This is a genomic window from Saccharothrix australiensis, assembly GCF_003634935.1.
Taxonomy (GTDB): Bacteria; Actinomycetota; Actinomycetes; order Mycobacteriales; family Pseudonocardiaceae; genus Actinosynnema; species Actinosynnema australiense.
Genome location: NZ_RBXO01000001.1, coordinates 6290556 through 6315630, shown reverse-complemented (window position 1 = coordinate 6315630; position 25075 = coordinate 6290556). Strand labels below are relative to the sequence as shown.

Sequence of the window (25075 nt, the reverse complement as noted above, 5' to 3'; positions counted from 1 at the left end):
TCGACCAGCCCGACGTGGAGCTGGTCGCCTCGATCGCCGCGGCGATCGTCGGTCTGGACGGCTTGGTCGAGCTGGAGGGCTTCCGACTGCCCTACCCGGCCGGTGCGCAGCGCGCGCTCGACCGTTTGGTGCTCAGGTGCCTCCAGCGTCGCGCGCGTCCACCGACGTCTCTCATGCAGCTCGTCGCCTGGTGCGCGGGTGAGCGGCTGGAGGACTGGCCGCTGGAGCTGCCCCGCACCCCGGTGTGGAACACCTCGCTGCTCGACGACCGCTCCTTCACCCCCACGCAGCTATGCCTGGAGTTGGTGTCGCAGGTGCCGGGAGGTGGCCCGGTCGGCTCTGTCGGACGCGTGCTCGACTCCGTGCGCGACACGTGCGCCTCCCTGTCCTCGCGCGCCGCCTACCAAGCGTTCCGGGGTGTGCTGCTCGGCAAACCGGTGATCACCGAGGCGGAGTATTTCGAGCTCGAGACGGACAACACCCTCAGCTTGGTGATCGACTCACTGAAGGATCTCTACGAGCCGGTGCCCGACCGCTACCGGCGAAGAGGTGAGTACCGGCCGTGTGCGCGGTGCAGAACCCTTCTGCTTCCCCTTGATGGAGGGGACTGGTGGTGCGAACAGGCCCTGTGTGAGTTCGCCGGGAAGCCCCAACCCGGTCCCATCTTCGACGCGGCCGACGTGGGTCGACTCCACCACCTCGCACGACCGCTTCGCCAGTTCGTCACCGGCCCGGGGCGCTTCGGCGTCAAGTTGGCCGCAGAGCTGTCCGATCTGGGTCTGGTGGTCGAGTGGTGGCCGAAGTTCGGGCTGGCCGACCTGGGCGTCTCGTTCCCCGACGGGCGTAGCTGGCTGATCGACGTCAAGGACTGGGTCAACCCGGCACTGCTCGCCGGCCAGGCCGTGATCGCGGAGGGGCACGGGCCCGCCGACGAGCTGCTGTGGGCGGTGCCGCGGGCTCGGTTCGACGTGGACCCCGACTACGCGACCTCGTGCCTGGACCACTTGGCGCCGGGAATGTGGCGGCCGAGCGTACTGCCGCTGGACGCGGTGGTCTCGAAAGCCTCCCTGCGGCTGGAACAGCTCTGATTTTCGAACACGGTGGTGGAGGGTTCGGGTGCGTGATCTGAACGGCTGGACAAAGCGGTTGGAGTCGATGTTCCTACCGGCCGACCGTGTGCACGACCTGACGCTGCTCGCCAAGGTCGAGTTGGGTTTGCGGCTGGTGGAGGAACTCGACCGCACTCAACCACCGACAGCGGTGTGGACGCTCCTGGGCGGCTATCACTTCGCCCGCGTCGGAGGTCTCGTCGACAACCCCGCTGCGGAGTGGATGGTGACCTGTGCCCGGCATCGGCTGTGGACGCTACGCCGACGACGCAACTGGATGCACGCGCTCCAACGTTATGTCGACCTGCCCGATCACTTGCGCCGTTACGGCCTGGACCCGGCACTGACGTCGTTCACCCCCCTCAAGCCATCCCACGCCGCTGACCGGGACAAGCTGTACGAGGAAGAACTGCGGACATTGCCGCCTCACGCACGGCAGTCGATCACCCTGGCGAAACCGGGACGCTACCGGCTGATCGCGCAGCGGAGAATCACCACGCTGACCATCCCGGACGAATGCGGGGTCCGGGACGACGACCGCGTACGCCACGGGGCCGCCCACCGCTTGGCGAACGTCGCCGATCCCCTCGACATCCCGCTGTGCGAATTGGGGGACGTCGCCGACCACATCGATGGCCTCGGCATCCCGGACGAGGACAACTGGCGGGAGCGGTTCGACAACCTGTACCTCTACCTGCGCGGTGCGGGCGAGTCCGAGTTCAAGCAGTCCGGCACCCTGCGGCTGGAACGCCTGCTTCACCTGGTGGGGATGGTCGGTGCCGGCAAGAGCACCCTCATGGTCCTGCTCGCGGTGTGGGCGGCGCAGAACGGGCTGCGCATCACCCTGGTCGTCGGTGACGTCGCGGAGCAGTTGCGGCTTACCAGGCTGCTCCGCCACATCCTCGACGACCCGGAGGACGGCGACGACACCGCGGTGGCGCCCGTGCTGGGCACCGCGACCCGGCAGTTGCACGTCGAGCGCTTGCACCGCCGCGTGGCAGCCCGGGGCCGCCCGTCCATCCTCCAGCATTCGGACGAGGACGGGTTCGACAGCCTGAGCACGGCGTGCCCGGCGGACCCCTTGCGCGACGTCCCGTCGACTGCACCGCTCCGCTTCACCGACGCGCCCTGCACCGGCTTGTACGACCCGTCGCCGGAGGCCACCGACGACGAGGAGCCCGACCGGGGTGCCCTCGACGGCCTGGGACCCGCGCGCGGGTGCCCGCTGTGGTACCGCTGTCCGAGGCACCTCGAAGCCCGTCACCTCGTCACCGCGAAGATCTGGGTCGCCAATCCGGCCAGTCTGCTCCAGAGCCGGGTCCCCCGACACCTGAGCGTCGACCGGATGCGGTACCTGGAGTTGGCCTGCGCGCGCAGCGACATCGTCGTCGTGGACGAGGCGGACCGCGTCATGGCGAACCTGGACATCGCCTTCGCGCCGTCGGCCACCCTCGTGGTCAAAGGACCGGATTCCTGGTTGGACCGGGTCCTGACGCACAAGATCGGTGAACTGGCCCGTGAGGGCCGCGTGCAGCTTACGGATCCCGTCGTCGCCCGCTGGGAGATGGCGCTCACCGTAGTCGGTACCGCCACCAACCGACTGTACGAGATGTTGATCAAGGATGAGAACCTGCGCGAGTGGGTGGGGATCGAGTACTTCAGCTCCTGGACGCTCCAGGAGAAGTTGTTGCACGACTGGTACCCGGAACAGGCTCCCGGTAGTGATCCGCCCGCCGCTCCCGTCGAGGATTGGGACCGGTACGAATCGGACGCGGACGCGGTGTCGGATTCCGGCGCTGGGCCCGCGCCGACACCCTGGGCCGCACGGAAGAAATACGTCGCGGAAGCCTTCGACGACTTCCGCGACGACCCGCTCGGCGATCGGGGAATTCGGTCGGAGCAGATCACCGATGCCCTGACGGACGCGACCAAGGACCTCTTGCAGACGGTCGACTCGGTGGGCGCGCGGCAGCGGACGCGAACAGCGCTCGAACTCCTCCTCGAGGGGCCGCCCGCGCTCGGAGAGCGCCTCCCCACCCCGGAGGCGCGGGAAGGCGCGGACATCCATGCCGCGGAGGTTCCCGGAAGTCCGGAGTGGTACGAACGGATGGTCGTCAGACTGGAGTTCGCCCTGTTGGTCGCGGCCTTGCACCACCGGCTCGACCAGCTCACCCAGCTCTGGCCGCAGGTCGAATCCGCGCTGCGGCTCGACCGCACGGACAACGAACTGGTTCGGCGCCCGCTGCACGACTACGCGCCGATCATCCCCGAATCGCCGATGGGCAACGTGCTCGGCTTCCAGTACCTCCCGGACCAGGAGGAGGACCATCAGGGACGGGTCACCGGCACGCTCCGCTTCTTCCGGTGCGAGGGCGTCGGCCGCGAACTGCTGTTGTCGTTGCCCGAAATCGGTCGTGACCACCACAACGGTCGCCACGGCCCGCACGTGATGCTCATGTCTGGGACGAGTTGGGCGGGCACCTCGACGAAGTCGCACGTGATCGCGCCTGTTCGGGCTGTGCTCGGCCCCAAGGAGGAGTTCCTCGACGCGGTCAAGGAGACGGTCTTCACCACGCGGTTTCTCTACGACGGCAACCGTCCGCTGAGCCTGTCGGGGGCGCCACCCGGCACGAAGGCTGACATCCTGCGCAAGATGGTCCACCAGCTTGCCCGGCCCGTTGACGGCCGCAAGTTCAGCCCCCTCGACGAGGAGTTGGCCGCTGTCGCGGATTCGGACCGCAGGCGGGTTCTGCTGCTCGTCGGGAGCTACAAGGATGCGCTGGAGGTGGCGAACCTCCTCGACGCGGCGGGCAACCGGTGGAACGGCCGGGTACGGGCCCTGGTGCCCGATGACCAGGAACTCGCCGCCCAGCCGACCAGCAGCGCCACGGGGGTGCGCCGCGGCGACGTCGCCGACTTCGCCAAGGACGAGGACGCCGAGGTGCTCGTCGCTCCGCTGATGGCCGTCGAGCGCGGTCACAACATCCTCAACGTCGGCAAGGTCGCCGCTTTCGGTGTCGCGATCTTCCTGGCGCGTCCGCACCCCCGGCCGGACGACCTGGCGATGGCGGTGTTCGCGATCAACGACTGGGCCACCCGCTACACGCGCGGCCTGGGCAGGGCGGACACGGAATACGGGACCTTCGAGGACGTCGTCACCAAGCACGACGACCTCGACCTCGCCGGGAAGGCGTTCCGCAAGCTCGGCAGGACCCAGTGGAACCGCGTCCTGCATCGCAGGTACGTCTACACCCGCCTCGGCAAGCACGACAAGCAGTCCTTCGCCTGGGATCACCTCGTCACGATGTGGCAGGTCATCGGCAGGCTCGTTCGCGGAGGAGTACCCGCACGCGTGGTCTTCGTCGACGCGAAGTTCGCCCCGCGGGCCGCGGCTGCGGCGGCACCCAATGCCGACCCGAAGGTCCGGGGACAGCGCGACACAGCCGCATCCAGCCTGCTGGTGAACCTGCGTGAGGTACTCGCACCGTACTTCGACCCCGATTCGGCCGGACGGCCCTCCGGCGACCCCGCCGACTCGGACCTCGTGCAAAGGCTCTACCAGCCGCTCTACAACGCCCTGTGCGAGATGCCAGAGGTGGGACCGCCAAAGCGGCCCACCCGGTCCTGAAAGGGGTTCCGTGGTTCGCTCGAAGATCCGCCGCGCCGCGTACCGACCCGAGTCGGGCGTGGAGTCGGTGGAGCACTCCTTCCTGGCGCTGCCGTTCCCCGACCTCGTTCACCGGAGCGTGCTCGACCTGGTCAATTTCGGTCGTTCCCCGGAGGCGGAGCCCTACCGGACCGCGCCGACCAGGCGCCTCGACGAGTTCCTCCAGGGCCTTCTCCCGGAACTCGTGGTGATGCGGCGGCGCGCTGATCAGCCGTCACCGGACGACCGCTGGCTCTACCAGCCCGACGACCTCGGGCAACCGTTATCGGACGACCTATTGATCCGCCTGCTCGGCGTCTGGCTCTCCGACCTCCGCCCCCAGTCCGCGCAAGACGATGAGTACCGCAGGTTGTTGCTCGACGTGCGGGATCGCATGGAAGCCGAGCTGCCGCGGTGGGAACCTTCGGTGCTCCGGTTGTTCGACTTTCCCGTCACGGCCGGCGGAACTGCCGCACCGCGCGACCGCCAGTTCCCCCTGATCGCGGACCACTTCGCCCGCCGCGTGCAGGCGCTGCCCCCGTACGACTACGGCGCGGGCACGCTGAAGTTCCACGCCGTGGCGAGGCGGTCGGACGACCGGGGTGCCGAGTTGATGTCGCAACCGCTGCCCTACGAGGTGGACGGTCGTACGTGGTGGTACTCGGTGACGATCAACCTGCTCGTCCACACGGTGCCCTTCTCCCCGGTCCCACGCCTCCACCTGTGCACCGGGATCCGTCGCTGGGCGACCACCGCGCAGGACGGCGTCGGCCGGATGAATCTGGCGTTCGGCCGGAACACCTCGGTTTACCTGCGGTCGCGGCGGCCGTGGCTGCCCGGCTCGCCGTTGAGCGACCGGGTCGCCGTCGCCCGGCTCACTTGGGACCGAGACCTGCAGGGGCACCGATGGCAAGAGGGCCAGGCCGGAGGAATGTTCGAACGGGTGTCCGTCGGTCGCCCGTTCCCCGCCGTCGACGACTTGCTCAATGCGCCGGTGAAGTGGCTGCTCAACGAAGACGGCTTACGCGCCGGAGTGGTCCACAGCACGCGCCGGGGCGGACACGGTGTCGGTGTTGGCTTGATGGCCCACCAGCGGTCGGAGATCGTCGAGTGGGCCGAACAGGCCCTGCGCCCGGAGTGGTGCTCCGTGCCGAACCTGCTCAGGTGCAACATCGCGAGCAACGCCCCGCTCAACTCCCGGGCGAAGCCGAAAGCCGGCGAGCGCCAAGCGGTGCAGGAACAGCTCGCCTCGGCACGCCGGATCGCCCTGGCGAGGCTCGCGACGGCGGGCGGCGCACCAGACGACATCCCGGTCTTCGAGGCGCGCCTGTTCTGGCAGACGACCGAGTGGCGGAGCGCCTGCGTCTCCGCTCTGGAGCAGGGACTCGGCCTCCCCTCCCCCCTGCGCGAACTGCGACCTGATGAGTACGAAAGCGCCGGCGCCGGCCGTCCCGCGCTGCTCGTGTGGCGCACTCCCGAACTGGTCGTGTGCCTGCGCTGTCTCAAGGCGGTCGACGGCTTGGTCGAATCGTTCCGACTGGACCGCAAGAGTCGCAACAAGGCACGCGATCTAGCCGATGCGATCAAGAATCGCCGGATCCGGTTCGCGAAACTTCTCACGGCGGACGGCGCGGGGCTCGCAGTGCCGACGTTGGCCCTGGTGGAGATCGACCGCAGGGAGGACCTCGCCCAGGCAGCGGACGACCCGAAGTTCGCGCTGCGCCTCGGCGGCGCGGACGCCGGGGTCCTGACCCAGTTCGCGGTCGTGCCCAAGAAGGTGAAGGGGTGGGACTCGCGCAAGAACCTCGCACACCGGACGAGGTCTGCCTGGGAGGACGGCTTCCGGCAACTCGGCATCCGGACCGTGCCCCGGCACAGCCTCGGTGACCGGCTGCCCGACGGTTTGCAGTACTTGGCGATCTGTGTGGTCAAGCGCAGGCGCGACAGCGTGACCGGGGTTCCGCGTCGGTTTCCGGTCGCCGTGCTCGTCCGCGCCGACGACGGCCCGGAGGGCGACCGGGTGCTCGGGTGGGATGAGGAGGCCGGCGGTGGCGTCGGGGGTTGGGTGCCCTACCCCCGGTTCCTGCTGCGGCTCACCGAGCAGGCCGAGGTCAAGGCCGAGGACATGGAGGTGATGCCGGACAAGCCGCGTGGGTGGTGGCGGATCCGCCGCAAGAGCGAGGAGGAGAGTCGAGGGCAGGCTTCGCGTTTCCTGCAGAAAGTGCTCTTCTCGGAAGAGGTGCTCGGACGTCCCACGGTGTTGTTGGCACATGCCCAGAACAGTCGGTCGGACTGGCCGTGGTTGCAGGACACCGTCGTCGTTCGAGACCTCCTCCGGACGGGTCACGCGCCCGCCGGCGATCTCCGCCCCGGGCTCCGACTGGTCCGGGTGCGCACGGCCCAACACCGGGAGACTCCGCAGTGGTGGGCGCCGGCCGAGTCCGGGGTCAACGGTCTCGCCGCCGGCTTCTGGATCACCGATCCGGACGAGTCCGGCCCGGAGTCCGACCGGGTGTTCTACAGCACCACGCCGAAGCCCGCGACCTTCCGCGACTCGGCTGTCGCGGCCGACAAGCTGACCACCAGGTTGTTGCTGAAGGGCAAGAACGAAGGCAAACCGACCATCGACACGGGAGTACCCGGGTGGAACCCGGGGCTGGTCGAGATCGCGGTCCTGGGATGTCACCCCGCGGAGGGCGATGACCCCGTCGCCCTCGGGTTCGCCATCCATCAACAACGCCATGCCCCTGACTACCCGGACCCCTTGCGGCTGCCGTTGGCGCTCCACCTCGCCGCACTGGCGCAGGAATACGTGCTGCCCACCTTGTCGGACACCGAGGACGTGGAGATCGACTTCATGGAGGACGAGGACGAACAGGAGGAGGCGGAGAACGAGTGACGGCTCCCCTCAGGAGCGACTCGAGCGGAGTTCGGCCAGTCTGGTCTCCGCTTTCTCCAAGCGCTCCCGGTCGTCCGGACGAGGGTGCTTCAGCAAGCGCAGGAGCGTCGTCACCCGCTTCAACGCCTCGGCCTCCTCGGCGTGGCGTGCTGCCGACCGGAGTGCGGCGGCTCGGGTCAACTGCACCTGCGCCTCGTTGGCCCCTGAACGCAGACCGCGGTAGATCGCGATCGCGGACTCCGCGTACTCGATGGCGCGATCGAATTCCCCGGATCGGAGGTTGAAACGCATGAGGTTGCGCAGCACGGACGCCCGACCGTAGGGATCTGTGCGTTCGTCCCCGATCTCCAGCGCTCGCATGGCCGTCTCCTTGGCCTTCTGCACCCTGCCTTCGTCGAAGTGGTGACTGGCGTAGCCGTTGAGCACGTGCGCTTTGCCCCGCACATCACCCAGGGTGTCGTACAGCTCGAACGCCTTGTCGTAGTGCTCGACGGCGGATGTCCAATTCCGCTGGTCTTCCTCGTTGACGCCGGCCACCTGGTGACCGTGCGCCTCCCCGAGAGAGTCACGGGCCTCTCGGCTCAATTCGATCGCCCGAGCGATGGTCATCGCGGCTTGGCTGTGGTGCCCGAGCTTGCGGCGGACGTTGCCGAGAACCCGGTGCACGGTCGCCTGGTGCCGCGGTGTTGTGTCCGCGGAGGCGACCGGGAGCGCGTTCCTGAGCATCTTCTCGGCCTCCGTCCAGTGGCCGGTGCGCAACTGGTAGGTGACGAGGACCAGCGGCAGGAGCCACCGGTACCGCGACGGCACCGCGACGCCGCCGTGCAGCACTGCCCGGAACGTCGGGTACTCGTGTTCGAACCAGTCAGCCGCCTGTTCCGCGTCCAAGAAGTCGGGCAGGACCATGCCGTCGGGATGCCTCCCGATCGGCAGGTCGCGTCCCGAACCCAGCGCCCTGTCCGCGGCGAGGCCCGCGTGCAGCAGGTGCTCCAGCACACGTTCGTACGCGGCTTCCCGAGCGACTTGGGGAAGCTCGGACGCCAACTCGGACGCGTACTCCCGCAGGACGTCGTGTGCCGCGAACCGCTCGGCGGTCACCTCCGTCAAGAGGTGTTGGTCGAGCAGTTCGTCGACGCCACGCAGGACCTCCGCCTCGGTCCGCGCCGCCAGGTGCAGCAGAGCGGTCAGCTCCAACGTTGGTCCCGGGTGGACACCGATCATGCGGAACAGGTGCGAAGCGGTCTCACCGAGTTGCTGGTAGGACCACGCGAGCGTCGTGCGCACCTCGGCCCCGCTCGCCACCGGACTGGGCTCGTCGAGGATCGGCGTGGCCCCCCGCAACGTCCGGGCCAGGTCACCCAACCCGCGCCGAGGGTGCCGTACGGCCTGCACCGCCGCCACCACCAACGCCAACGGCAGCCCACCACAGACCGCCACCAGGGCCGCCGCACCCGGGTCGGCACGCACTCGTCTCTCGCCGATCAGACCGGCCAGGACCACCAGCGCGGGTTCGTCGGCCAGTGGGGCGACCACGATCTCGGTCAGGTTCGACCGGAACCGCAGTTCGTGGAGCCTCGCGCGGCTGGTGACGACGGCGACCGATTCCGACCCGGCCGGTAAGAGGTCCCGCACCTGCTCCGCTCCAGCGGCGTTGTCGAGCATGATGAGGACCGACTTCCCGGCGAGCAGCGAGCGGTACGTCGAGAGGAGTGCCTCGGCGTCGATCCCCGCCGCTGATCGGCCCAACGCCTCGACGAAACCGGCCATCACCTGCTCGGTCGCCTTCGGTTCGCGGGTGGAGAACCCGTCCAGGTCCGCGTACAGGACACCGTCAGCGAAGCGCTCCTCCGCCCGGTGCGCCCAGAAGAGCGCCAAATGGGTCTTCCCGACACCGGCGGTTCCGACGAGTGCCGCGACCCGCCCTCCCACCCCGTCGGCTTCGAGAAGGCTGTCCAGCTTCGCCAGTTCGCGGTCGCGTCCGTGCAGCTTCATCATGACCGGGGGCAGTTGTCGTGGTGCGCCGGTCCCGATCGGTCCGATTTCGTGCCTTGCCGTACGGGCTTTCTCGACGAGCTGTTCAGCGTGATCGGCCATGTCCTGCTCCGGGGTTCTGCCGATGGCGGCCAGGGCTTGGACGTACTCGTCGTACACGTGCCGCACGTCAGAGGGACGTCTCAGGGCGGCGACCACACGCATGCGCAACAAGCAGACATCGTCGTCGACGGGCCACAGCGTTCCGGCAAGCTCGGCGTCGGCCGCGGCTTCACGGAACAGGCCCTGGCCGTGCTGGACGTCGATGAGGTCGAGGAGAGCGGAGCGCCGCAGCCCGTCGAGTCGGCGCACGTCGTCGTCGAAGTGGGCGTCTCCGAGCCCGGTCAGGGGACGGCTGCCGCGCCACAGGTCCAGGGCCGCGCGCAGCTTTTCGAGTCGACGATCGGGTTCCACCCTCCCGGCCTGGTCCACCAGGTCGACGAAACGCCAGTAGTCGACAGCGATCCGGGGAACGACCAGCGTGAACGACTTCTGCCGTCCAATGAGCCGGGCCTTGTCGCCCAGGGCGTCGCGCAACATCGACGCGTACTTCCGCAGCGTTGCTGACTTCAGTTCGCGGTCCACCCCGACCAGGTGCTTCATCACCTCGTAGTGGTCGGCGGTGAGTTCGTCGGCCAACGCGAGCACGGCGAGCATGGCAAGAACCCGCTTCTCGGAAAATTTGACCGGTTCACCACCCACCAGAAGCCGAACCGGGCCGAGCAGTTCGACGGCGATCTCGTCCTGACTCATTTCTCGAGTCAAGCAGATCCGGGTTCCTCGGTCATTCGGCCGCTCCGGTGTTCCGCAGCACCGCACTTGCCCCGCACTCGAACCGCTCTTGGGCAGCACCGCACCGACATACTTCTGGCGTCCCGGCCTCGGCTGCGGACTTCTGGTTGAACCAGCGTCGATCCCAAGAGGAGTGCCAGTGCGCAAGAATCACGTCGGCGACCGATCCGGCGAGTGCGGCGGCGGTGAAGGTTCCAGCGGCGACCGCGGTCTCCCGCAGACGGGCGCGTGACACCTGCGGTTGCCGGGCCGCCACGGCCGGGCAACCGCACCCGCAACACCGAGGTCGAGTGCAGGAGTGATCGTGCCCAACACCCACCGTTCAGTCGAAGGGCCACTCACGGCAGCGAAGGGGGTGATCGCGAGCCGCTTCCGTGTAATCGTGCGACCGCTTGCGACCGTATTGATCGGCATCACGCTCGGAAGCGCGATGACAGTGTACGTCCGCAGGTGTTCCGTCAAGGGGGTTGAGATGGGTGCTGTTCACCGACGTGCCGCGGAGTTTGATTCTTCGGCTTCGCCGGTGAGTCAGCGCGCCCAGGTCATCCAGAATTTCAGCGGGAACGACCAGCGGTGTTCGCGGTTCGGTACCGATCTACAGACGCGTTCAGCGGTGGAACGGGATTCTCGTGAAGATCCCGGCTGCCGTCGCCGGCTGCCGTCGACGCACGCGCCAGAGAGGCGATCGGGCTGATCTGCGAGCTGTACGGGGTGGACGGCGGCCTGGACGACATGAGGGTGGAGTGCCGGTGAGCCGACCGACACTCCACGCGCTTACCAGCCTCGGGCGCGCGACTCGTCCAGGTAAGGGCGTTCCTTGCCCGACGTCGAGTCGTCCCCGTGGCCGGGTAGAACCACGTGTCGTGCGGTAGCACGTCGAAGATCCGCTCCTTCACGTCGTCGAACAACGAGGTGAAGTCCTCCGGCGACGTGGTCTTGCCCACCCCTCCCGGAACAGCGGATCACCTGAACGGGCAACAGGTCAAGCTGTGTGTAGCTTCTTGTGCTACGTAAGGCTACGCTATGTCGGTGAAGGTCATCAGTCAGCGGGAGTTCCGCAACAACTCCGCCGCGGTCATGGACGCGGTCGAGGCGGGGGAGACGTACCACGTCACCCGCAACGGCGTGGAGATCGCCGAGGTCCGCCCGCTGCCCCGTCGTCGGCGCCTGACCGCCGAGGAACTGGTCGAGCGGCACCGGAAGCTGCCGAAGGTCGACCACGGCCTCATGCGGCGTGAAGCCGACGAGTTGTTCGGCTCCGAAGACCGGATCGGCGACGACGACCCGTGGGAGCGAGGCCGTGGCTGACCGGCACGCGTCGGGCGTGCTGGACACCTGCGCGTACATCGACCTCGGACTGCTGGACCCGGCGGTGCTGCCGGAGGTCCCCGAGTTGACCGCGATCACCCTGGCCGAGCTGCACCAGGGTGTGGCGATGGCCAAGGATGCCGCGGCGCGGGCGGTGCGGACCGAGAAGCTGGGTGCGGCGATCGCCGAGTTCGAGCCGTTGCCCTTCGACGGTCAGGCCGCGGCTCGCTTCGGCACGCTGGTGGCGCTGACCCTCGAAGCGAACCGCGACCCGAAACCGCGTCGGCTGGACCTGATGATCGCCGCCATCGCCTCGGCCCGGGGTCTGCCGCTCTACACCCGCAACGCCGAGGACTTCGCCGGACTCGACAGCATGGTCCAGATCGTCGAGGTGTGAGAAGTGCGGCTGGTGAGTCCCGCTCCGGCTCACCAGCCGCGGGCGCGCCACTCGGCCAGGTGAGGTCGCTCACGTCCCAGGGTGGTGTCGTCGCCGTGACCCGGGTAGACCCACGTGTCGTCGGGCAGCTCGGCGAAGATCCGGCTCTCCACGTCGTCGATCAAGGAAGTGAAGGTTTCGGGCGACGTGGTCTTGCCCACCCCTCCCGGAAACAGCGAGTCGCCCGTGAACAGGTGCGCCCGCCCGCCCGGCTCGCGGTACAGCAGGGCGATGGAGCCCGGCGTGTGGCCGCGCAGGTGGATCACCTCCAGCGGCACCCGACCGACCAGCACGGTGTCGCCGTGGTCCACCAGCTGGTCCGGCGGGACGGGCAGGACCTCCGCGTCCAGGCGGTGCGCCACGGTGTTCGAGCCGTTCGCCCCGGCGACCGCCCCGAGCGCACCCCAGTGGTCCTGGTGGCGGTGGGTGGTCACCACCGTCTTCAGGCGCGGGCGCTCCACGGAGTGCCCCACGAGGTCCGACAGGCGCGTCGGGTCGGCCGCCGCGTCGACCAGCAGGGCCTCGTTCGTCGACCGGCACACGAGCAGGTAGGCGTTGTTGTCCATCGGGCCCACCGAGATCTTCGTGATGGTCAGTTCGTCCAGCGTGCGGCGTGCGGCCGGGCCGTTCGGCTCGACGTGGCCGGTGTAGTCCTCTAGTACGTCCACGACCGCCGACCGTAGTGGACCGGACACCCTTCAGGCTCCCCACAGGTTCGTCCAATAGGGTCGGCGACGCTCACACAGCACCCCCGACCCCTGTCGAGACGAACCGGGTACCTCAGCTCTCGTGCCAACACCTCGCCGGATCAACTGGGACGTCCTGCGCGTCCTCGCCCTGGCCGCCGTGCTGCTCCAGCACGCCACCCACGCCGGTCCCGCCGCCCACGGCGAGCTCGGGCCCCCGGTGTTCACCTTCCCCCTGGAGATGGGCGCCAGCACGCTCGTCGTCATCTCGGCGTTCTTCGCCTGCGCGTCCCTCGCCAAGGGCGAGCCCGCCCGCTTCCTGCGCAACCGCCTGGCCCGCCTCCTGCCCGCCTACGCCGTGGCGGCCACCGTCACCTACGTGATCGTGACCCGGTTCGCCGGGGAGGGCTGGAGCGCGGTGGAGCCGCGCGACCTGCTGGCCAACCTCCTGCTGCTCCAGCACTGGCTGCCGGAGGCGCGGCTGGTCGACTACGCCTACTGGACGCTGCCCGTGCAGGTCACCGGCTTCGTCGCGGGCGCGGTCCTGGCTTCCCGCGTCCGCGGCAACGCCCTCAAGGCGCTGCTGTGGGCACTGGTCGCCGGTCCCCTCGTCCTCCGCCTGTGGACGGCCGAGCCGGGCGTCGTGCGCGTCCTCTACGACGGCCTCGGGATGCACCGCGCGCAGCTGTTCGCGGCCGGTGTCGGGCTCTGGCTGTGGTCCCGTGACCGGCTCGGCGCCGGGCACCTGGTCGCGCTGCTGCTCGGCGTGCTCGCCGCGCAGGCGCACCACACCGAGGACGTGCCGTCGACGGTCGGGTTCGGCGTGCTGCTGGTCGCCGTCGCCGCGTGCGCGAAGGGCCCCGACTGGGACGTCGCGCCCGTCCGGCTCGTCCGCCGGCCCGTCCGGTGGCTCGCGGGCATCTCCTACGGCGTCTACCTGGTGCACCAGGAGATCGGCTACGTCGCGATGGCCGAGGTGGCGCGATTCGGGCCCCGCGTGGAGCTGGCCACGTTCCTCGGCCTCGCGGTCGTGCTCGGCTGGCTGCTGACGAAGTTCGTCGAACGGCCCGCCCACCGCGCCCTGACCGCCGGCTCACGCCCGCTGCTGGTGCGGCTGCTGCTCGCCGCCCGCCTGCACGCCGCCCGCCTGCACGCCGCCCGCCTGCACGCCGCTCAGAGCCACCCCGGCAGCTCCGGCGCGTCACCGTCGAGCAGCGCGCCGCTGCTGCGCCCGGTCAGCCACCCGAGCACGGCCGCGGCCGAGCCGCCCACCACGGCGGGCCCGTCGTTCCCGGCGGCCAACTCCCAGCCGCGCTGACGCCCGTCGGGCAGGGCGACCTCCAACCGCACCGCGGGCACGCCGGGGCGGTCGGCGTACTGCCCGGCGGCGTCGTCCAGGAACGCCTCCACCAGGTGCGGCGGCAGGTCGTCGAAGTCCACCCCGGCGTCCAGGTCGACCAGGTGCACCCACACCTCCCGCAGCCGCAGCCACGGGACGCGGTGCGCCAGGAACGGCCCGGTGCGCGGGTGCACGACCTCCGCCTCCCACGCGGTCGGCGGCAGGTCGCGGGCCGCCGCGGCGAACCGCTCGCACGCCGCGTCCAGGTCGGCCCGCAGCAGCTGCGGCAGCCGGCCCGCGCCGCGGGCGATGTCGGCGTCCCGGTCGGCCGGGCTCGGGTACATCTGGTGCTCGACGCCCGTCTTCGCCCAGGTCAGCAGGTTGACCAGGGCGTCGGCGTTGCGTGCGAGGTGGGTCACGACGTGCGCCCGCGTCCAGTCGGGCAGCAGGCTCGGTCCGCGCAGCGCGACCTGGTCCAGGCCGGCCACCACGTCGTACAGGGCCTCGGTCGCCCGTTCCACCTCGGTGAGCCCGGTTACGGCGTCCTGCACCGCGGCGGACTGCTCGCGCGGCGCGGGTACGCTCGTACCGGCGGACCGGACCTGGGCGGCATCAGCGAAGCTCATGGGCACCTCATCCCCGATGTCTGGGCCGAATGGCCTATCGTCCCAGCGTAGGGGCGTCCGCTACCGACCGGTAGAGCCGTTGGCGCACGATCGGGGCAGGACCCGCCCGTTTTCCCGCCGGTGCCCGCACCTGGCGCGGGGCGCGCCCCTCCCCGATGGGGTGCGCCGCGGTGGTCCAGTACGCTTTTCGAACGTCTGTTCGGGGATGGTCGAATACCGAAGGGAACCGTTGTGGCTGACCGCCTTGTCGTTCGCGGCGCGCGCGAGCACAACCTGCGGGGCGTGGACCTCGACCTGCCGAGGGACAGCCTCATCGTGTTCACGGGGCTGTCCGGCTCGGGCAAGTCGAGCCTCGCGTTCGACACCATCTTCGCGGAGGGCCAGCGGCGCTACGTCGAGTCGCTCTCGGCCTACGCGCGGCAGTTCCTCGGCCAGATGGACAAGCCGGACGTCGACTTCATCGAGGGCCTGTCGCCCGCGGTCTCCATCGACCAGAAGTCGACCAGCCGCAACCCGCGCTCGACCGTGGGCACCATCACCGAGGTCTACGACTACCTGCGCCTGCTCTACGCCCGCGCGGGCAAGCCGCACTGCCCCACCTGCGGCGAGGCCATCTCCAAGCAGACGCCGCAGCAGATCGTCGACCAGGTGCTGGCGATGCCGGCGGGCACGAAGTTCCAGGTGCTCGCGCCCGTCATCCGGGGCCGCAAGGGCGAGTACGTCGACCTGTTCGCCACGCTCCAGTCGCAGGGCTACTCGCGCGCGAAGGTCGACGGCGTGGTCCACGCCCTGGGCGAGGTGCCCAAGCTGAAGAAGCAGGAGAAGCACCACATCGCGGTCGTCATCGACCGGCTGAGCGTGAAGGCGAGCGCCAAGCAGCGGCTGACCGACTCGGTGGAGACGGCGCTGCGGCTCGCCGACGGCCTGGTCGAGCTGGAGTTCGTGGACGTGCCGGAGGGCGACCCCGGCCGCGTGCGCGGCTTCTCCGAGAACCTGGCGTGCCCGAACGGCCACGCGCTGGCGATCGAGGACCTGGAGCCCCGGTCGTTCTCGTTCAACTCGCCCTACGGCGCGTGCCCGACGTGCACCGGTATCGGCGTGCGCAAGGAGGTCGACCCGGAGCTGGTCGTGCCCGACGACGAGCTGTCGCTCGCCGACGGCGCGATCGCGCCCTGGGCGTCCGGGCAGACCGCCGAGTACTTCACGCGGCTGCTGGAGGCGCTGGGCCTGACCATCGGCTTCCGCATGGACACCCCGTGGCGGCAGCTGCCCGCGAAGGTGCAGAAGGCGGTCCTGCACGGCGTGCCCGAGCAGGTCAACGTCCGGTACAAGAACCGGTACGGCCGCGAGCGCTCGTACTACGCGAACTTCGAGGGCGTCATCCCGTTCCTGGAGCGGCGGCAGGAGCAGACCGAGTCCGACTACATGCGGGAGAAGTACGAGGGCTACATGCGGGAGGTGCCGTGCCCGGTGTGCCAGGGCACGCGCCTCAAGCCGGAGATCCTGGCCGTCACGCTGCGCCACGCGCGCAAGGGCGACAAGTCCATCGCCGAGGTGTGCGCCATGTCGGTGGCGGAGTGCTCGGAGTTCCTCGACGGGCTGAAGCTCGCCAAGCGCGAGGCGATGATCGCGGGCGCGGTGCTCAAGGAGATCCAGGCGCGGCTGCACTTCCTGCTCGACGTCGGCCTGGACTACCTGTCCCTGGACCGCGCGTCCGGCACGCTCTCGGGCGGCGAGGCGCAGCGCATCCGGCTGGCCACGCAGATCGGCTCCGGCCTGGTCGGCGTGCTCTACGTGCTGGACGAGCCGTCGATCGGCCTGCACCAGCGCGACAACCACCGCCTGATCGAGACCCTGACCAGGCTGCGCGACCTGGGCAACACGCTGATCGTGGTCGAGCACGACGAGGACACCATCCGCACCTCGGACTGGGTGGTCGACATCGGCCCCGGCGCGGGCGAGCACGGCGGCGAGGTCGTCCACAGCGGCACCTACCGGGAGCTGCTCAAGAACGAGGGCTCGATCACCGGCGCCTACCTGGCGGGCCGCAAGCGGATCCCGATGCCCGCGACGCGGCGCAAGGTCGACAAGAAGCGGCAGCTCACCGTGGTCGGCGCGCGCGAGCACAACCTGCGCGGCATCGACGTGTCGTTCCCGCTGGGCTGCCTGGTCTCGGTGACCGGCGTGTCCGGCTCGGGCAAGTCGACGCTGGTCAACGACATCCTCGCGACGGTGCTGGCGAACAAGCTCAACGGCGCGCGGCAGGTGCCGGGCAGGCACACCCGCATCCGGGGCCTGGACCAGGTCGACAAGCTGGTGCAGGTCGACCAGTCGCCGATCGGCCGCACCCCGCGGTCCAACCCGGCGACGTACACGGGCGTGTTCGACCACATCCGCAAGCTGTTCGCGGCGACCACCGAGGCGAAGGTGCGCGGCTACCAGCCGGGGCGGTTCTCGTTCAACGTCAAGGGCGGGCGCTGCGAGGCGTGCGCGGGCGACGGCACCATCAAGATCGAGATGAACTTCCTGCCGGACGTCTACGTCCCGTGCGAGGTGTGCAAGGGCGCCCGGTACAACCGGGAGACGCTGGAGGTGCACTACAAGGGGAAGACGATCTCCGAGGTGCTCGACATGCCGATCGAGGAGGCGGCGGCGTTCTTCGAGCCGATCAACGCGATCCACCGCCACCTGCGGACGCTGGTCGACGTGGGCCTCGGCTACGTGCGGCTGGGGCAGCCCGCGCCGACGCTGTCCGGCGGCGAGGCGCAGCGCGTGAAGCTCGCGTCGGAGCTCCAGAAGCGCTCGACCGGCAAGACCGTCTACATCCTGGACGAGCCGACCACCGGCCTGCACTTCGAGGACATCCGCAAGCTGCTCGGCGTGATCAACGGCCTGGTGGACAAGGGCAACTCGGTGATCGTGATCGAGCACAACCTCGACGTGATCAAGACGTCGGACTGGCTGGTCGACATGGGCCCGGAGGGCGGCTCGGGCGGCGGCACGGTGGTGGCCGAGGGCACGCCGGAGGACGTGGCCGAGGTGGCGGACAGCTACACCGGCCGGTTCCTGCGCGAGGTCCTGGGCGCGGAGGCGGCGGCGACCGGCTGAGCGAGCCGGCGGTCGTGACCGGTGGGTCGTGACCCGTGCCCGGACGGGTCGGTGTCGCCCGCCGGCGGGCCGGTGTCGCCTGCCGGCCGGTGCCCCCAGCGGGCCGGTGACCGCGGGCCGGTGACCGCGGGCCGATGATCGGGGGACGCCCCGGCTCCGCCGGGGCGTCCCCCGATCGGCTCTCTGGCGCGACCACCGCCACCCGACGACGATCGCGATCATGTCGTTCCACTCGTACCGCTTCCGCAGCGTCTGGTCGGCCGACCTCCCGCCGGACGAGGCGTTCGACGTGCTCGCCGACCTCGGCGGCTACCCGCACTGGTGGCCGGAGGTCCGGCACGCGCGGCGGATCGCCGAGGACGCCGCCGAGCTGCGCTGCCGCTCCCTGCTGCCCTACGACCTGGTGTTCCAGACCTGGCACAACGCCAGGGAGCCGAGGACCGGGCTGCTCAAGGCCGACCTGGTCGGCGACCTGGAGGGCACGGCGAGCTGGCGCGTCCAGCCGTCCGGGACGGGCTCGCGGCTCGTCTACGACCAGGAGGTCACGGTCCGCAAACCGCTCCTGCGCGGCCTGTCGCCGGTGGCCCGGCCGCTGCTCAAGGCCAACCACGAGCTGATGATGCGCAGCGGCCAGCGCGGCCTGCGCGCCTACGTGGCGGGGTTCCGGGCGGCCCGGCGCAGGTGACCGGGAGGAGGGTCCGGGAAGAAGCCGGTGCCCGTCGGGGAGAGGGCCGACGGGCACCGACGCACGAGCGGTCGCCCCCGGTCCGGGGGCGGTGGTCACACCACGAGGCTGAGCAGCGCCGCGACCACGAAGGCGACCACGGACAGGATGGTCTCCAGGACCGTCCACGTCTGTAGGGTCTCCTTCACCGACAAGCCGAAGTACCGCGACACGATCCAGAACCCGCCGTCGTTGACGTGCGAGGCGATGATCGAGCCCGCGGCGATCGCCATGACCACCAGCGCGAGCTGGGGCTGCGAGTAGCCGAGGTCGGCCACGACGGGCGCGACGATGCCCGTCGTGGTCACGATCGCGACGGTCGCCGAGCCCTGCGCGATCCGCATGGCGCAGCTGATCACGTAGGACAGGGCGATGACCGGCAGCCCGAGGTCGGACAGCTCGGTCGCGAGCACCGTGCCCACGCCGGTCGCCGACAGCACCGCGCCGAAGAACCCGCCCGCGCCGACGACCAGCAGGATCATCGCCACCGGCCGCAGCGACGCCGCCGACAGCTCGGTGACCTGCGCCCGCGTCATGCCGCGCCGGTAGCCCAGCAGCCAGAACGCCAGCAGGACCGCGATGCTCAGCGCGACGGCGGGGGTGCCGAAGAACGTGAACACGCCCAGCAGCGTGGAACCCTTCGGGAGCAGGATGCTCCCGAACGTGCCCGACAGGATCAGCACCAGCGGCACCGCGATGATGCCCAGCACCAGCGACAGCGGCGGCTCGCCGCGCGCCTCCTCGGACCGCACCTCCTCCGCCGCGGCCAGCATCTCCTCCGGCACCGGCACGATGACCCGCTTGCCCACCCACGACGAGAAGATCACGCCGCCGATGAACCACGCCGGGATCGCCACGGCCAGCGCCATGATGATGATCCAGCCCAGCTCCACCTTGAGCAGGCCCGCCGCCGCGACCGGGCCGGGGTGCGGCGGCATGAACGCGTGCATCACCGACAGGCCGGCCAGCAGCGGCAGCGCGTACAGCACGATCGACCGGCCGCCGCGCTTGGCCGCCGCGTACACCAGCGGGGCCAGGACGAAGATGCCGATGTCGAAGAACACGGGCACGCCGAAGATCAGGCCGGCCAGGCCCATCGCGAGCGGCGCGCGCTTCTCGCCGAACGCCCGCAGCAGCGCCCGCGTCAGCACCTCCGCGCCGCCGGACGCCTCCAGGATCGCGCCGAGCAGCGTGCCGAGGCCGATGATCGCGGCGACGTGCCCGAGGATGCCGCCGAACCCGGACTCCAGCAGCGACCCGGACGCCTTCTGCGCGGAGCCGACCAGCTTCTCGACCGGCAGCCCGGCGGCCAGCGCCACCAGCAGGCCGACCACGAGCAGCGCGATGAACGGCTCGACCTTGACCTTGATGATCAGCACCAGCAACAGGGCGATGCTGAGGCCGGACAGCGTGAGCAGCCCGCCCGTGGAGTGTTGCAACCAGTCGATCACGTACTGCTCCGGGTGTTGTTCCGCAGGGAGTGGCCGGGCAGGGCATCGGTGCGCCTGCCGTCGTCGATCACGGGAACGCCGTTGACGACGACGTACGGGATGCCCTCGGCGGCCTGCCGCGGCTCCTCGAAGGTCGCGGTGTCGGCCACGGTGTGCGGGTCGAACAGGACGAGGTCGGCCGCGTAACCCTCCTTCACCAGGCCCCGATCCGTCAGTCGCAAACGCTTGGCGGCCCGCCCGGTGAGGTGCGCGACGCACTCCTCCAAGCCCAGGACGCCCAGTTCCCGCACGTACCGCGCGAGGTAGCGGGGGAACGTGCCCCACGCGCGCGGGTGCGGTCGGTCGCCGACCAGCAGCCCGTCGCTGCCGCCGGTGTGCGCCGGGTGCCGCATGATCGCCTGGACGTTCTCCTCGTGCCCGACGTGCATCAGGCACGACGTGCCGAGCCGCTCGGCGATCAGCACGTCGAAGTACAGCTCGGCGGGCGTGGTGCCGGCGGCCCGCGCCGACGCCGCCACGCTGTGGCCGACGAGGTGCGCGTGCTCGGCCCGGCGCACGCCGTTGATCTCGATGGTGTCCCAGTCGACCGGCACGCCGTGGCACCCGTCCGAGCCGGTCTCCTCGATCTCCGCGCGGATGCGCTCGCGGGTGTCCGGGTCGGCCAGCCGGGCCAGCGTCGCGTCCGGGCCGCCCTCGCCGCTCCAGCTCGGCAGCAGCGCGGACAGGTAGGTCGCGCCGGGCAGGTACGGGTAGGTGTCCAGCGTGATGTCCGCGCCCGCCGCGATCGCGTTGTCCAGCAGCGACAGCAGCTCGCCCGCGCGGCCCCGGTTCACCTCGAAGTTCATCGTGGCGTGCGCGAGGTGCAGCGGGCAGCCCGCCTCCAGCGACACGTCCACCATCTCGGCGTACGCCTCCAGCGCGCCCGCGCCGTAGCTGCGGTGGTGCGGGCTGTAGTACCCGCCCAGCTCGCCGACGACCCGGCACAGCGCGACCAGCTCGGCCGCGTCGGCGTACATGCCGGGGGTGTAGGTCAGGCCCGAGGACAGGCCCATCGCGCCCTGCGCCAGCGACTCCGCCACCACCGACCGCATCCGGGCCAGCTCGGCCTCGGTCGCGGGCCGGTCCTCCCAGCCGACGCACAGCATCCGCACGGTGCCCTGGGGCACCAGGTAGGCGGCGTTCACGGCGATGCCCCGGTCGAGGCGGTCCAGGTACTCGCCGACCGACCGCCAGTCCCAGGCGAAGCCCGCCGGGTCGTCGTTCCAGCCGGCGAGCTGGGCGCGCAGCGCGGCCAGCACGTCGTCGTCCACGGGCGCGTAGGACAGCCCGTCCTGGCCGAGCACCTCGGTCGTCACGCCCTGCGAGACCTTGGCCAGGTGGTCCGGGTTGGCCAGCACCTGGAGGTCGGAGTGCGAGTGCATGTCGATGAAGCCGGGCGCGAGCACCAGCCCGTCGGCGTCGACCGTGCGCCGCCCGCCCGCGCGGGCGCCGCCGCCCCGGCGGATCTCCGCGATGCGGCCGTCCCGCACCCCCACGTCCGCCCGGTAGCCGGGCTCGCCCGTGCCGTCCGCGACGAGCGCGCCCTTGAAGACGATGTCCACGCCGACACCCTTTCTCAGAAGTACGTGCGCACCAGGTCGACGACGGTGGTGCCGTCGACCACCGGGAGCAGCTGCCACTTGTCGAACACCGTGCAGGGGTGGGAGAGCCCGAGGCCCACCCAGTCGCCGACCTCCACGGTCGAGTCGGCGGGCAGCGCCAGGAACGCGTGCTGGTCGTTCAGCGCGGTCACCGTCGCGGCGAGGGGCCGCTCCACGCCGTCCCGGCCGCGCACGACCTGCGGCTCGGGCAGGCCCTCGTCGAACGAGGCGTCCCGCTTGCCGAGGGTCAGCAGCGCCAGGCCGGGCTCGGGGCGCGACGTCACCTGCGCCCACGCCCGCAGCGCCGAGCGGAACGGCTGCCCAGCGCCCCGCCCGAACGGCGAGATGCCCCGGTAGAAGCCGTCGTCGTGGGTGACGTACGCGCCGCTGCGCAGCACGGGCCGCACCGGGAACGGCCACGGCTCGGTCAGCACCGCCGCCACCTGGTCGAAGTAGGCGCTGCCGCCCGCCGTGACGATCGGCTCGGCCACCTCGACCAGGTCGTGCACCCGCGTCGTGAACGCGCGCAGGTCCCGCAGGTAGCCGTCCACGGCGGACAGCGCCGCGGGCGACGCGTCGTGCGCCAGCGCGCCCTCGTACCCGGCGACCCCGGCCAGCCGCAGCGCGGGGCTGTCCGCGACGGCCCGCGCGACCTCCGCGGCGGTGTCCTGGTCCCGCGCGCCGGTGCGCCCGCCGGGCGCGCCCAGCTCCACCAGGACGTCCACCGGCCGCGCCGGCGTGCCCAGCGCCTCGGTCATCCGCCGCACGCCCGCCACGGAGTCCGCCCAGCAGGTGAACTCGAACGACGGGTCGGCGGCCAGCTCCGCCGCCACCCACGCCAGGCCGGCGGGGTCGACGAGCTGGTTGGCCAGCAGCACGCGGCGGACGCCGAACGCCCGGTAGACCCGCAGCTGGCTGGTGTTCGCCGCGGTGATGCCCCACGCGCCGTGCGCGAGCTGGCGGGCGAACAGCTGGGGCGCCATCGTCGTCTTGCCGTGCGGGGCGAGCAGCACGCCGTGCGCCGCGCACCACTCGGACATCGTGGTCAGGTTGTGCTCCAGCGCGGCGGCGTCCAGCACGACCAGCGGACCGACGAAACCGTCGGCGAACAGGTCCGGCCGGCGGTCCGCGACCTCGCCGACGGTGGCGCCGAACGCGCTCGCGGGCAGGCCCTTGAATCGCCAGTCCACGCGTTCCCGACGGATCGCGGCCACGGCGTCGTGGTCGATGTCCACTGTGTCTCGCTCCTCACGTTGCATGCTCTGCAACGGCTATTGCGCGATGTGATGCTGATCTGTGTAACATTCGGCTGCCGCCTCGTCAATCAACAGCTCGGAGGAGCGGATGCGGTTCGACCTAACGGGCGGCGTGGTGTGCCTGGGCGAGACCATGGTGGTGCTGGTGCCCGCCGAAGCCGGTCCGGTGCGCGGGGTGCGCACCTGGACGCGGGCTATCGGCGGCGCCGAGTCCAACGTGGCCATCCACCTGGCGCGACTGGGGTTGCGCAGCCGGTGGGTGGGCGCGGTGGGTGACGACGCGTTCGGCGGGGCCGTGCTCGACTTCGTGCGCGGCGCCGGCGTGGACGTGTCCGAGGTGCGGGTCGACCCGACCCGGCCCACCGGTCTCTACGTGAAGGAGGCGGACGCGGCGGGCAGCCCCGTCCGGTACTACCGGCGCGGTTCGGCGGCCTCGGCCCTCGGACCGGACACCCTCGACCGGATCTCCCTCGACGGCGTGCGGCTGCTGCACGTCAGCGGCATCACCGCCGCCCTGTCCGACAGCTGCCTGGACCTGCTGCGCGCGATCCTGGCCCGACCACGCGACCACCTCGTGTCGTTCGACCTCAACTGGCGCCCGGCGCTGTGGCCCGGCCGCGACCCGTCGGTGCTGCTCGAACTCGCCGACGCGGCCGACATCGTGCTGGCCGGCGCGGACGAGGCCGAAGCCGTGTGGGGCACCGGCGACCCCGACAAGCTGCGGGCGCTGCTGCCCGGCCCGGCGACCCTCGTGGTGAAGCAGGGCGAACGGGGCGCGACCCTCGTCGAGGACGGCGACCTCACCTTCCAGGAGGCGCTGAAGGTCGACGTCGTGGAACCCGTCGGGGCCGGTGACGCGTTCGCCGCCGGGTACCTCGCCGGGCACCTCGCGGGCCTGTCGCCGACACGCCGGTTGCGCGCCGGCCACCTCCAGGCCGCCGCCGCGCTGCTCACCAGCGAGGATGTGGGGGAACCACTGCCGCCGGACGTCACCGGGCCACTGCTCGACGCCGATCCGCCGACGTGGGCCGCCGCGCACCTGAGGAGACTGGCATGAGTCAGAGCCTGGACCGGGCGTTGACCCTGATGGGAGAGCTGGCGACGGGGGCCAAGACGCTGGACGAGCTGTCCGCCGTCATCGAGGTCCACAAGTCCACCACGCTGCGGCTGCTGCGCACCCTGGAGGCGCACCGGTTCGTGCGCCGCGACGGCGTGCACCACTACCGGCTCGGCACCGCGCTGTTCGACCTCGCCAACCGGGCGCTGGAGGAACGGGACGTGCGCCGCGCCGCCGAACCCGCCCTCCGCGACCTCAACGCGCGCCTCGGCTACACCGTCCACCTGGCGTCCTACGAGGGCGGCGAGGTCATCTACATCGACAAGTACGACAGCACCCACCCGATGCGCATGTACTCGCGCATCGGCCGCCGCGCGCCGCTGCACTGCACGGCCGTGGCGAAGGTGCTGCTGTCCGACCTGCCCGAGTCACGCCGCCGCGAGGTCGCGGAGGCCATCGACTACGTGCCGCTGACCGCGAACACCATCACGACACCCGCCGCGTACCTGGCCGAACTGGACCGCGTGCGGCAACGCGGCTACGCCGTGGACAACGCCGAGCACGAGGACTTCATCCACTGCCTGGCCGTGCCCGTCAGGGGGGCGCGCGGCGAGGTCGTGGCGGCCGTCTCCATGTCGGTGCCGAAGGTGATGCTGGACTTCGACGGCCTGATGGGCCACCTGCCCGACCTGCTGTCCACGGCCAGGGCGGCCTCCCTGGAATGCGGCTGGACCCCCCGCGACGAGCCCCCGACCAGCCCCACCCCCAGACGCTCGCCGGAATCCACCGCGGCCACCCCCTGACCTGGATCCCCCTCCTCGCCTCCTTGCCCTTCCCGACCCAGTACGACCCCCGCCGCCTCGCACCCGCGAGGCCGCGTCGGCCTGTCGCGCCTCATTTCCCGCCGATCACGCTTTCCGATCGGCGGGAAATCAGGCGCGATGGGCCGACCACCAGGCGGCCGAGC

15 protein-coding genes and 2 pseudogenes are annotated in these 25075 nt (G+C 70.7%); 10 read left to right on the top strand and 7 right to left on the bottom strand.

The features are described 5' to 3' along the window. Positions 1-14: 14 nt before the first annotated feature. Genes C8E97_RS26705 through C8E97_RS26695 form a run of 3 tightly spaced genes read left to right on the top strand, consistent with a single transcriptional unit; the run spans position 15 to position 7654 of the window. Positions 15-1088 carry a pPIWI_RE_Y domain-containing protein gene (locus C8E97_RS26705; RefSeq protein WP_147455245.1) on the top strand — a complete coding sequence of 358 codons (1074 nt, stop codon included), beginning with the start codon at positions 15-17 and terminating at the stop codon, positions 1086-1088. A gap of 28 nt (positions 1089-1116) precedes the next feature. After that, a complete protein-coding gene (locus C8E97_RS26700) occupies positions 1117-4737 on the top strand; it encodes a pPIWI_RE_Z domain-containing protein (protein WP_211347144.1) in 3621 nt (1206 codons plus the stop codon). Between the two features lie 10 nt (positions 4738-4747). Then, positions 4748-7654, top strand: coding sequence for a pPIWI_RE module domain-containing protein (locus tag C8E97_RS26695; RefSeq protein ID WP_147455244.1), 2907 nt, complete (start codon positions 4748-4750; stop codon positions 7652-7654). 9 nt (positions 7655-7663) lie between these two features. Here the strand turns inward: C8E97_RS26695 and C8E97_RS26690 are convergent, their stop codons facing one another. After that, the gene (locus C8E97_RS26690; RefSeq protein WP_121008179.1) at positions 7664-10438 is read right to left on the bottom strand and encodes an AfsR/SARP family transcriptional regulator; all 2775 of its coding nucleotides are present in this window, start codon (positions 10436-10438) and stop codon (positions 7664-7666) included. Positions 10439-11251: 813 nt separating this feature from the next. Further along, a pseudogene (locus tag C8E97_RS36310) lies at positions 11252-11439 on the bottom strand (MBL fold metallo-hydrolase); the annotation flags it as partial. Positions 11440-11506: 67 nt separating this feature from the next. Here C8E97_RS36310 and C8E97_RS26680 point away from each other — a divergent pair. Further along, on the top strand, positions 11507-11785 hold the full coding sequence (locus C8E97_RS26680; protein WP_121012460.1) for a type II toxin-antitoxin system Phd/YefM family antitoxin: 279 nt from the start codon (positions 11507-11509) through the stop codon (positions 11783-11785). Then, positions 11778-12182 (top strand): PIN domain-containing protein, encoded by a 405-nt coding sequence (locus C8E97_RS26675; protein ID WP_121008178.1) that lies wholly within the window; start codon positions 11778-11780, stop codon positions 12180-12182. Before C8E97_RS26680 ends, C8E97_RS26675 begins: the two co-directional genes overlap by 8 nt. A 29-nt stretch (positions 12183-12211) precedes the next feature. Here C8E97_RS26675 and C8E97_RS26670 read toward each other — a convergent pair whose 3' ends face one another. Further along, entirely contained in the window at positions 12212-12889 is a 678-nt protein-coding gene (locus tag C8E97_RS26670; protein ID WP_121008177.1) for an MBL fold metallo-hydrolase, read from the bottom strand. A 121-nt stretch (positions 12890-13010) separates the two neighbouring features. Here C8E97_RS26670 and C8E97_RS26665 point away from each other — a divergent pair. Then, a pseudogene (locus tag C8E97_RS26665) lies at positions 13011-13946 on the top strand (acyltransferase family protein); the annotation flags it as partial. Positions 13947-14080: 134 nt separating this feature from the next. Here the strand turns inward: C8E97_RS26665 and C8E97_RS26660 are convergent. After that, complete coding sequence (locus tag C8E97_RS26660) at positions 14081-14872, bottom strand: maleylpyruvate isomerase N-terminal domain-containing protein (RefSeq protein ID WP_121008176.1); 792 nt, start codon at positions 14870-14872, stop codon at positions 14081-14083. Between the two features lie 231 nt (positions 14873-15103). Between C8E97_RS26660 and uvrA the strand changes: the two genes are divergently transcribed. Together uvrA and C8E97_RS26650 are read left to right on the top strand one after the other, a co-directional pair. Next, positions 15104-17980, top strand: a complete 2877-nt coding sequence (uvrA, locus tag C8E97_RS26655; protein ID WP_121008175.1) for an excinuclease ABC subunit UvrA — start codon at positions 15104-15106, stop codon at positions 17978-17980. A 220-nt stretch (positions 17981-18200) separates the two neighbouring features. After that, positions 18201-18665 carry an SRPBCC family protein gene (locus tag C8E97_RS26650; RefSeq protein ID WP_121008174.1) on the top strand — a complete coding sequence of 155 codons (465 nt, stop codon included), beginning with the start codon at positions 18201-18203 and terminating at the stop codon, positions 18663-18665. A gap of 95 nt (positions 18666-18760) precedes the next feature. Here C8E97_RS26650 and C8E97_RS26645 read toward each other — a convergent pair whose 3' ends face one another. The 3 genes from C8E97_RS26645 to C8E97_RS26635 are packed head-to-tail and all read right to left on the bottom strand — an operon-like array spanning position 18761 to position 23054. Further along, positions 18761-20155, bottom strand: coding sequence for a GntP family permease (locus tag C8E97_RS26645; RefSeq protein WP_121008173.1), 1395 nt, complete (start codon positions 20153-20155; stop codon positions 18761-18763). Continuing rightward, positions 20152-21756 carry an N-acyl-D-amino-acid deacylase family protein gene (locus C8E97_RS26640; RefSeq protein WP_121008172.1) on the bottom strand — a complete coding sequence of 535 codons (1605 nt, stop codon included), beginning with the start codon at positions 21754-21756 and terminating at the stop codon, positions 20152-20154. The genes C8E97_RS26645 and C8E97_RS26640 overlap by 4 nt, the downstream gene beginning before the upstream one ends. Positions 21757-21770: 14 nt before the next feature. Then, positions 21771-23054: an amino acid deaminase gene (locus tag C8E97_RS26635; protein ID WP_121008171.1), complete on the bottom strand. Its 1284-nt coding sequence runs from the start codon at positions 23052-23054 to the stop codon at positions 21771-21773. Between the two features lie 85 nt (positions 23055-23139). On the opposite strand from C8E97_RS26635, the gene C8E97_RS26630 reads away from it, so the two are divergent. After that, positions 23140-24108 (top strand): sugar kinase, encoded by a 969-nt coding sequence (locus C8E97_RS26630; protein WP_121008170.1) that lies wholly within the window; start codon positions 23140-23142, stop codon positions 24106-24108. After that, positions 24105-24911, top strand: coding sequence for an IclR family transcriptional regulator (locus C8E97_RS26625; RefSeq protein ID WP_121008169.1), 807 nt, complete (start codon positions 24105-24107; stop codon positions 24909-24911). Before C8E97_RS26630 ends, C8E97_RS26625 begins: the two co-directional genes overlap by 4 nt. The last annotated feature ends 164 nt before the right edge of the window (positions 24912-25075 follow it).

Bases quoted from the DNA above. Each gene is read 5' to 3' on its own strand.
- C8E97_RS26690 (WP_121008179.1), bottom strand. From the start codon at position 10,438: ATGAGTCAGGACGAGATCGCCGTCGAACTGCTCGGCCCGGTTCGGCTT.
- C8E97_RS26660 (WP_121008176.1), bottom strand. From the start codon at position 14,872: ATGAGCTTCGCTGATGCCGCCCAGGTCCGGTCCGCCGGTACGAGCGTA.
- C8E97_RS26650 (WP_121008174.1), top strand. From the start codon at position 18,201: ATGTCGTTCCACTCGTACCGCTTCCGCAGCGTCTGGTCGGCCGACCTC.
- C8E97_RS26635 (WP_121008171.1), bottom strand. From the start codon at position 23,054: ATGCAACGTGAGGAGCGAGACACAGTGGACATCGACCACGACGCCGTG.
- C8E97_RS26630 (WP_121008170.1), top strand. From the start codon at position 23,140: ATGCGGTTCGACCTAACGGGCGGCGTGGTGTGCCTGGGCGAGACCATG.
- C8E97_RS26625 (WP_121008169.1), top strand. From the start codon at position 24,105: ATGAGTCAGAGCCTGGACCGGGCGTTGACCCTGATGGGAGAGCTGGCG.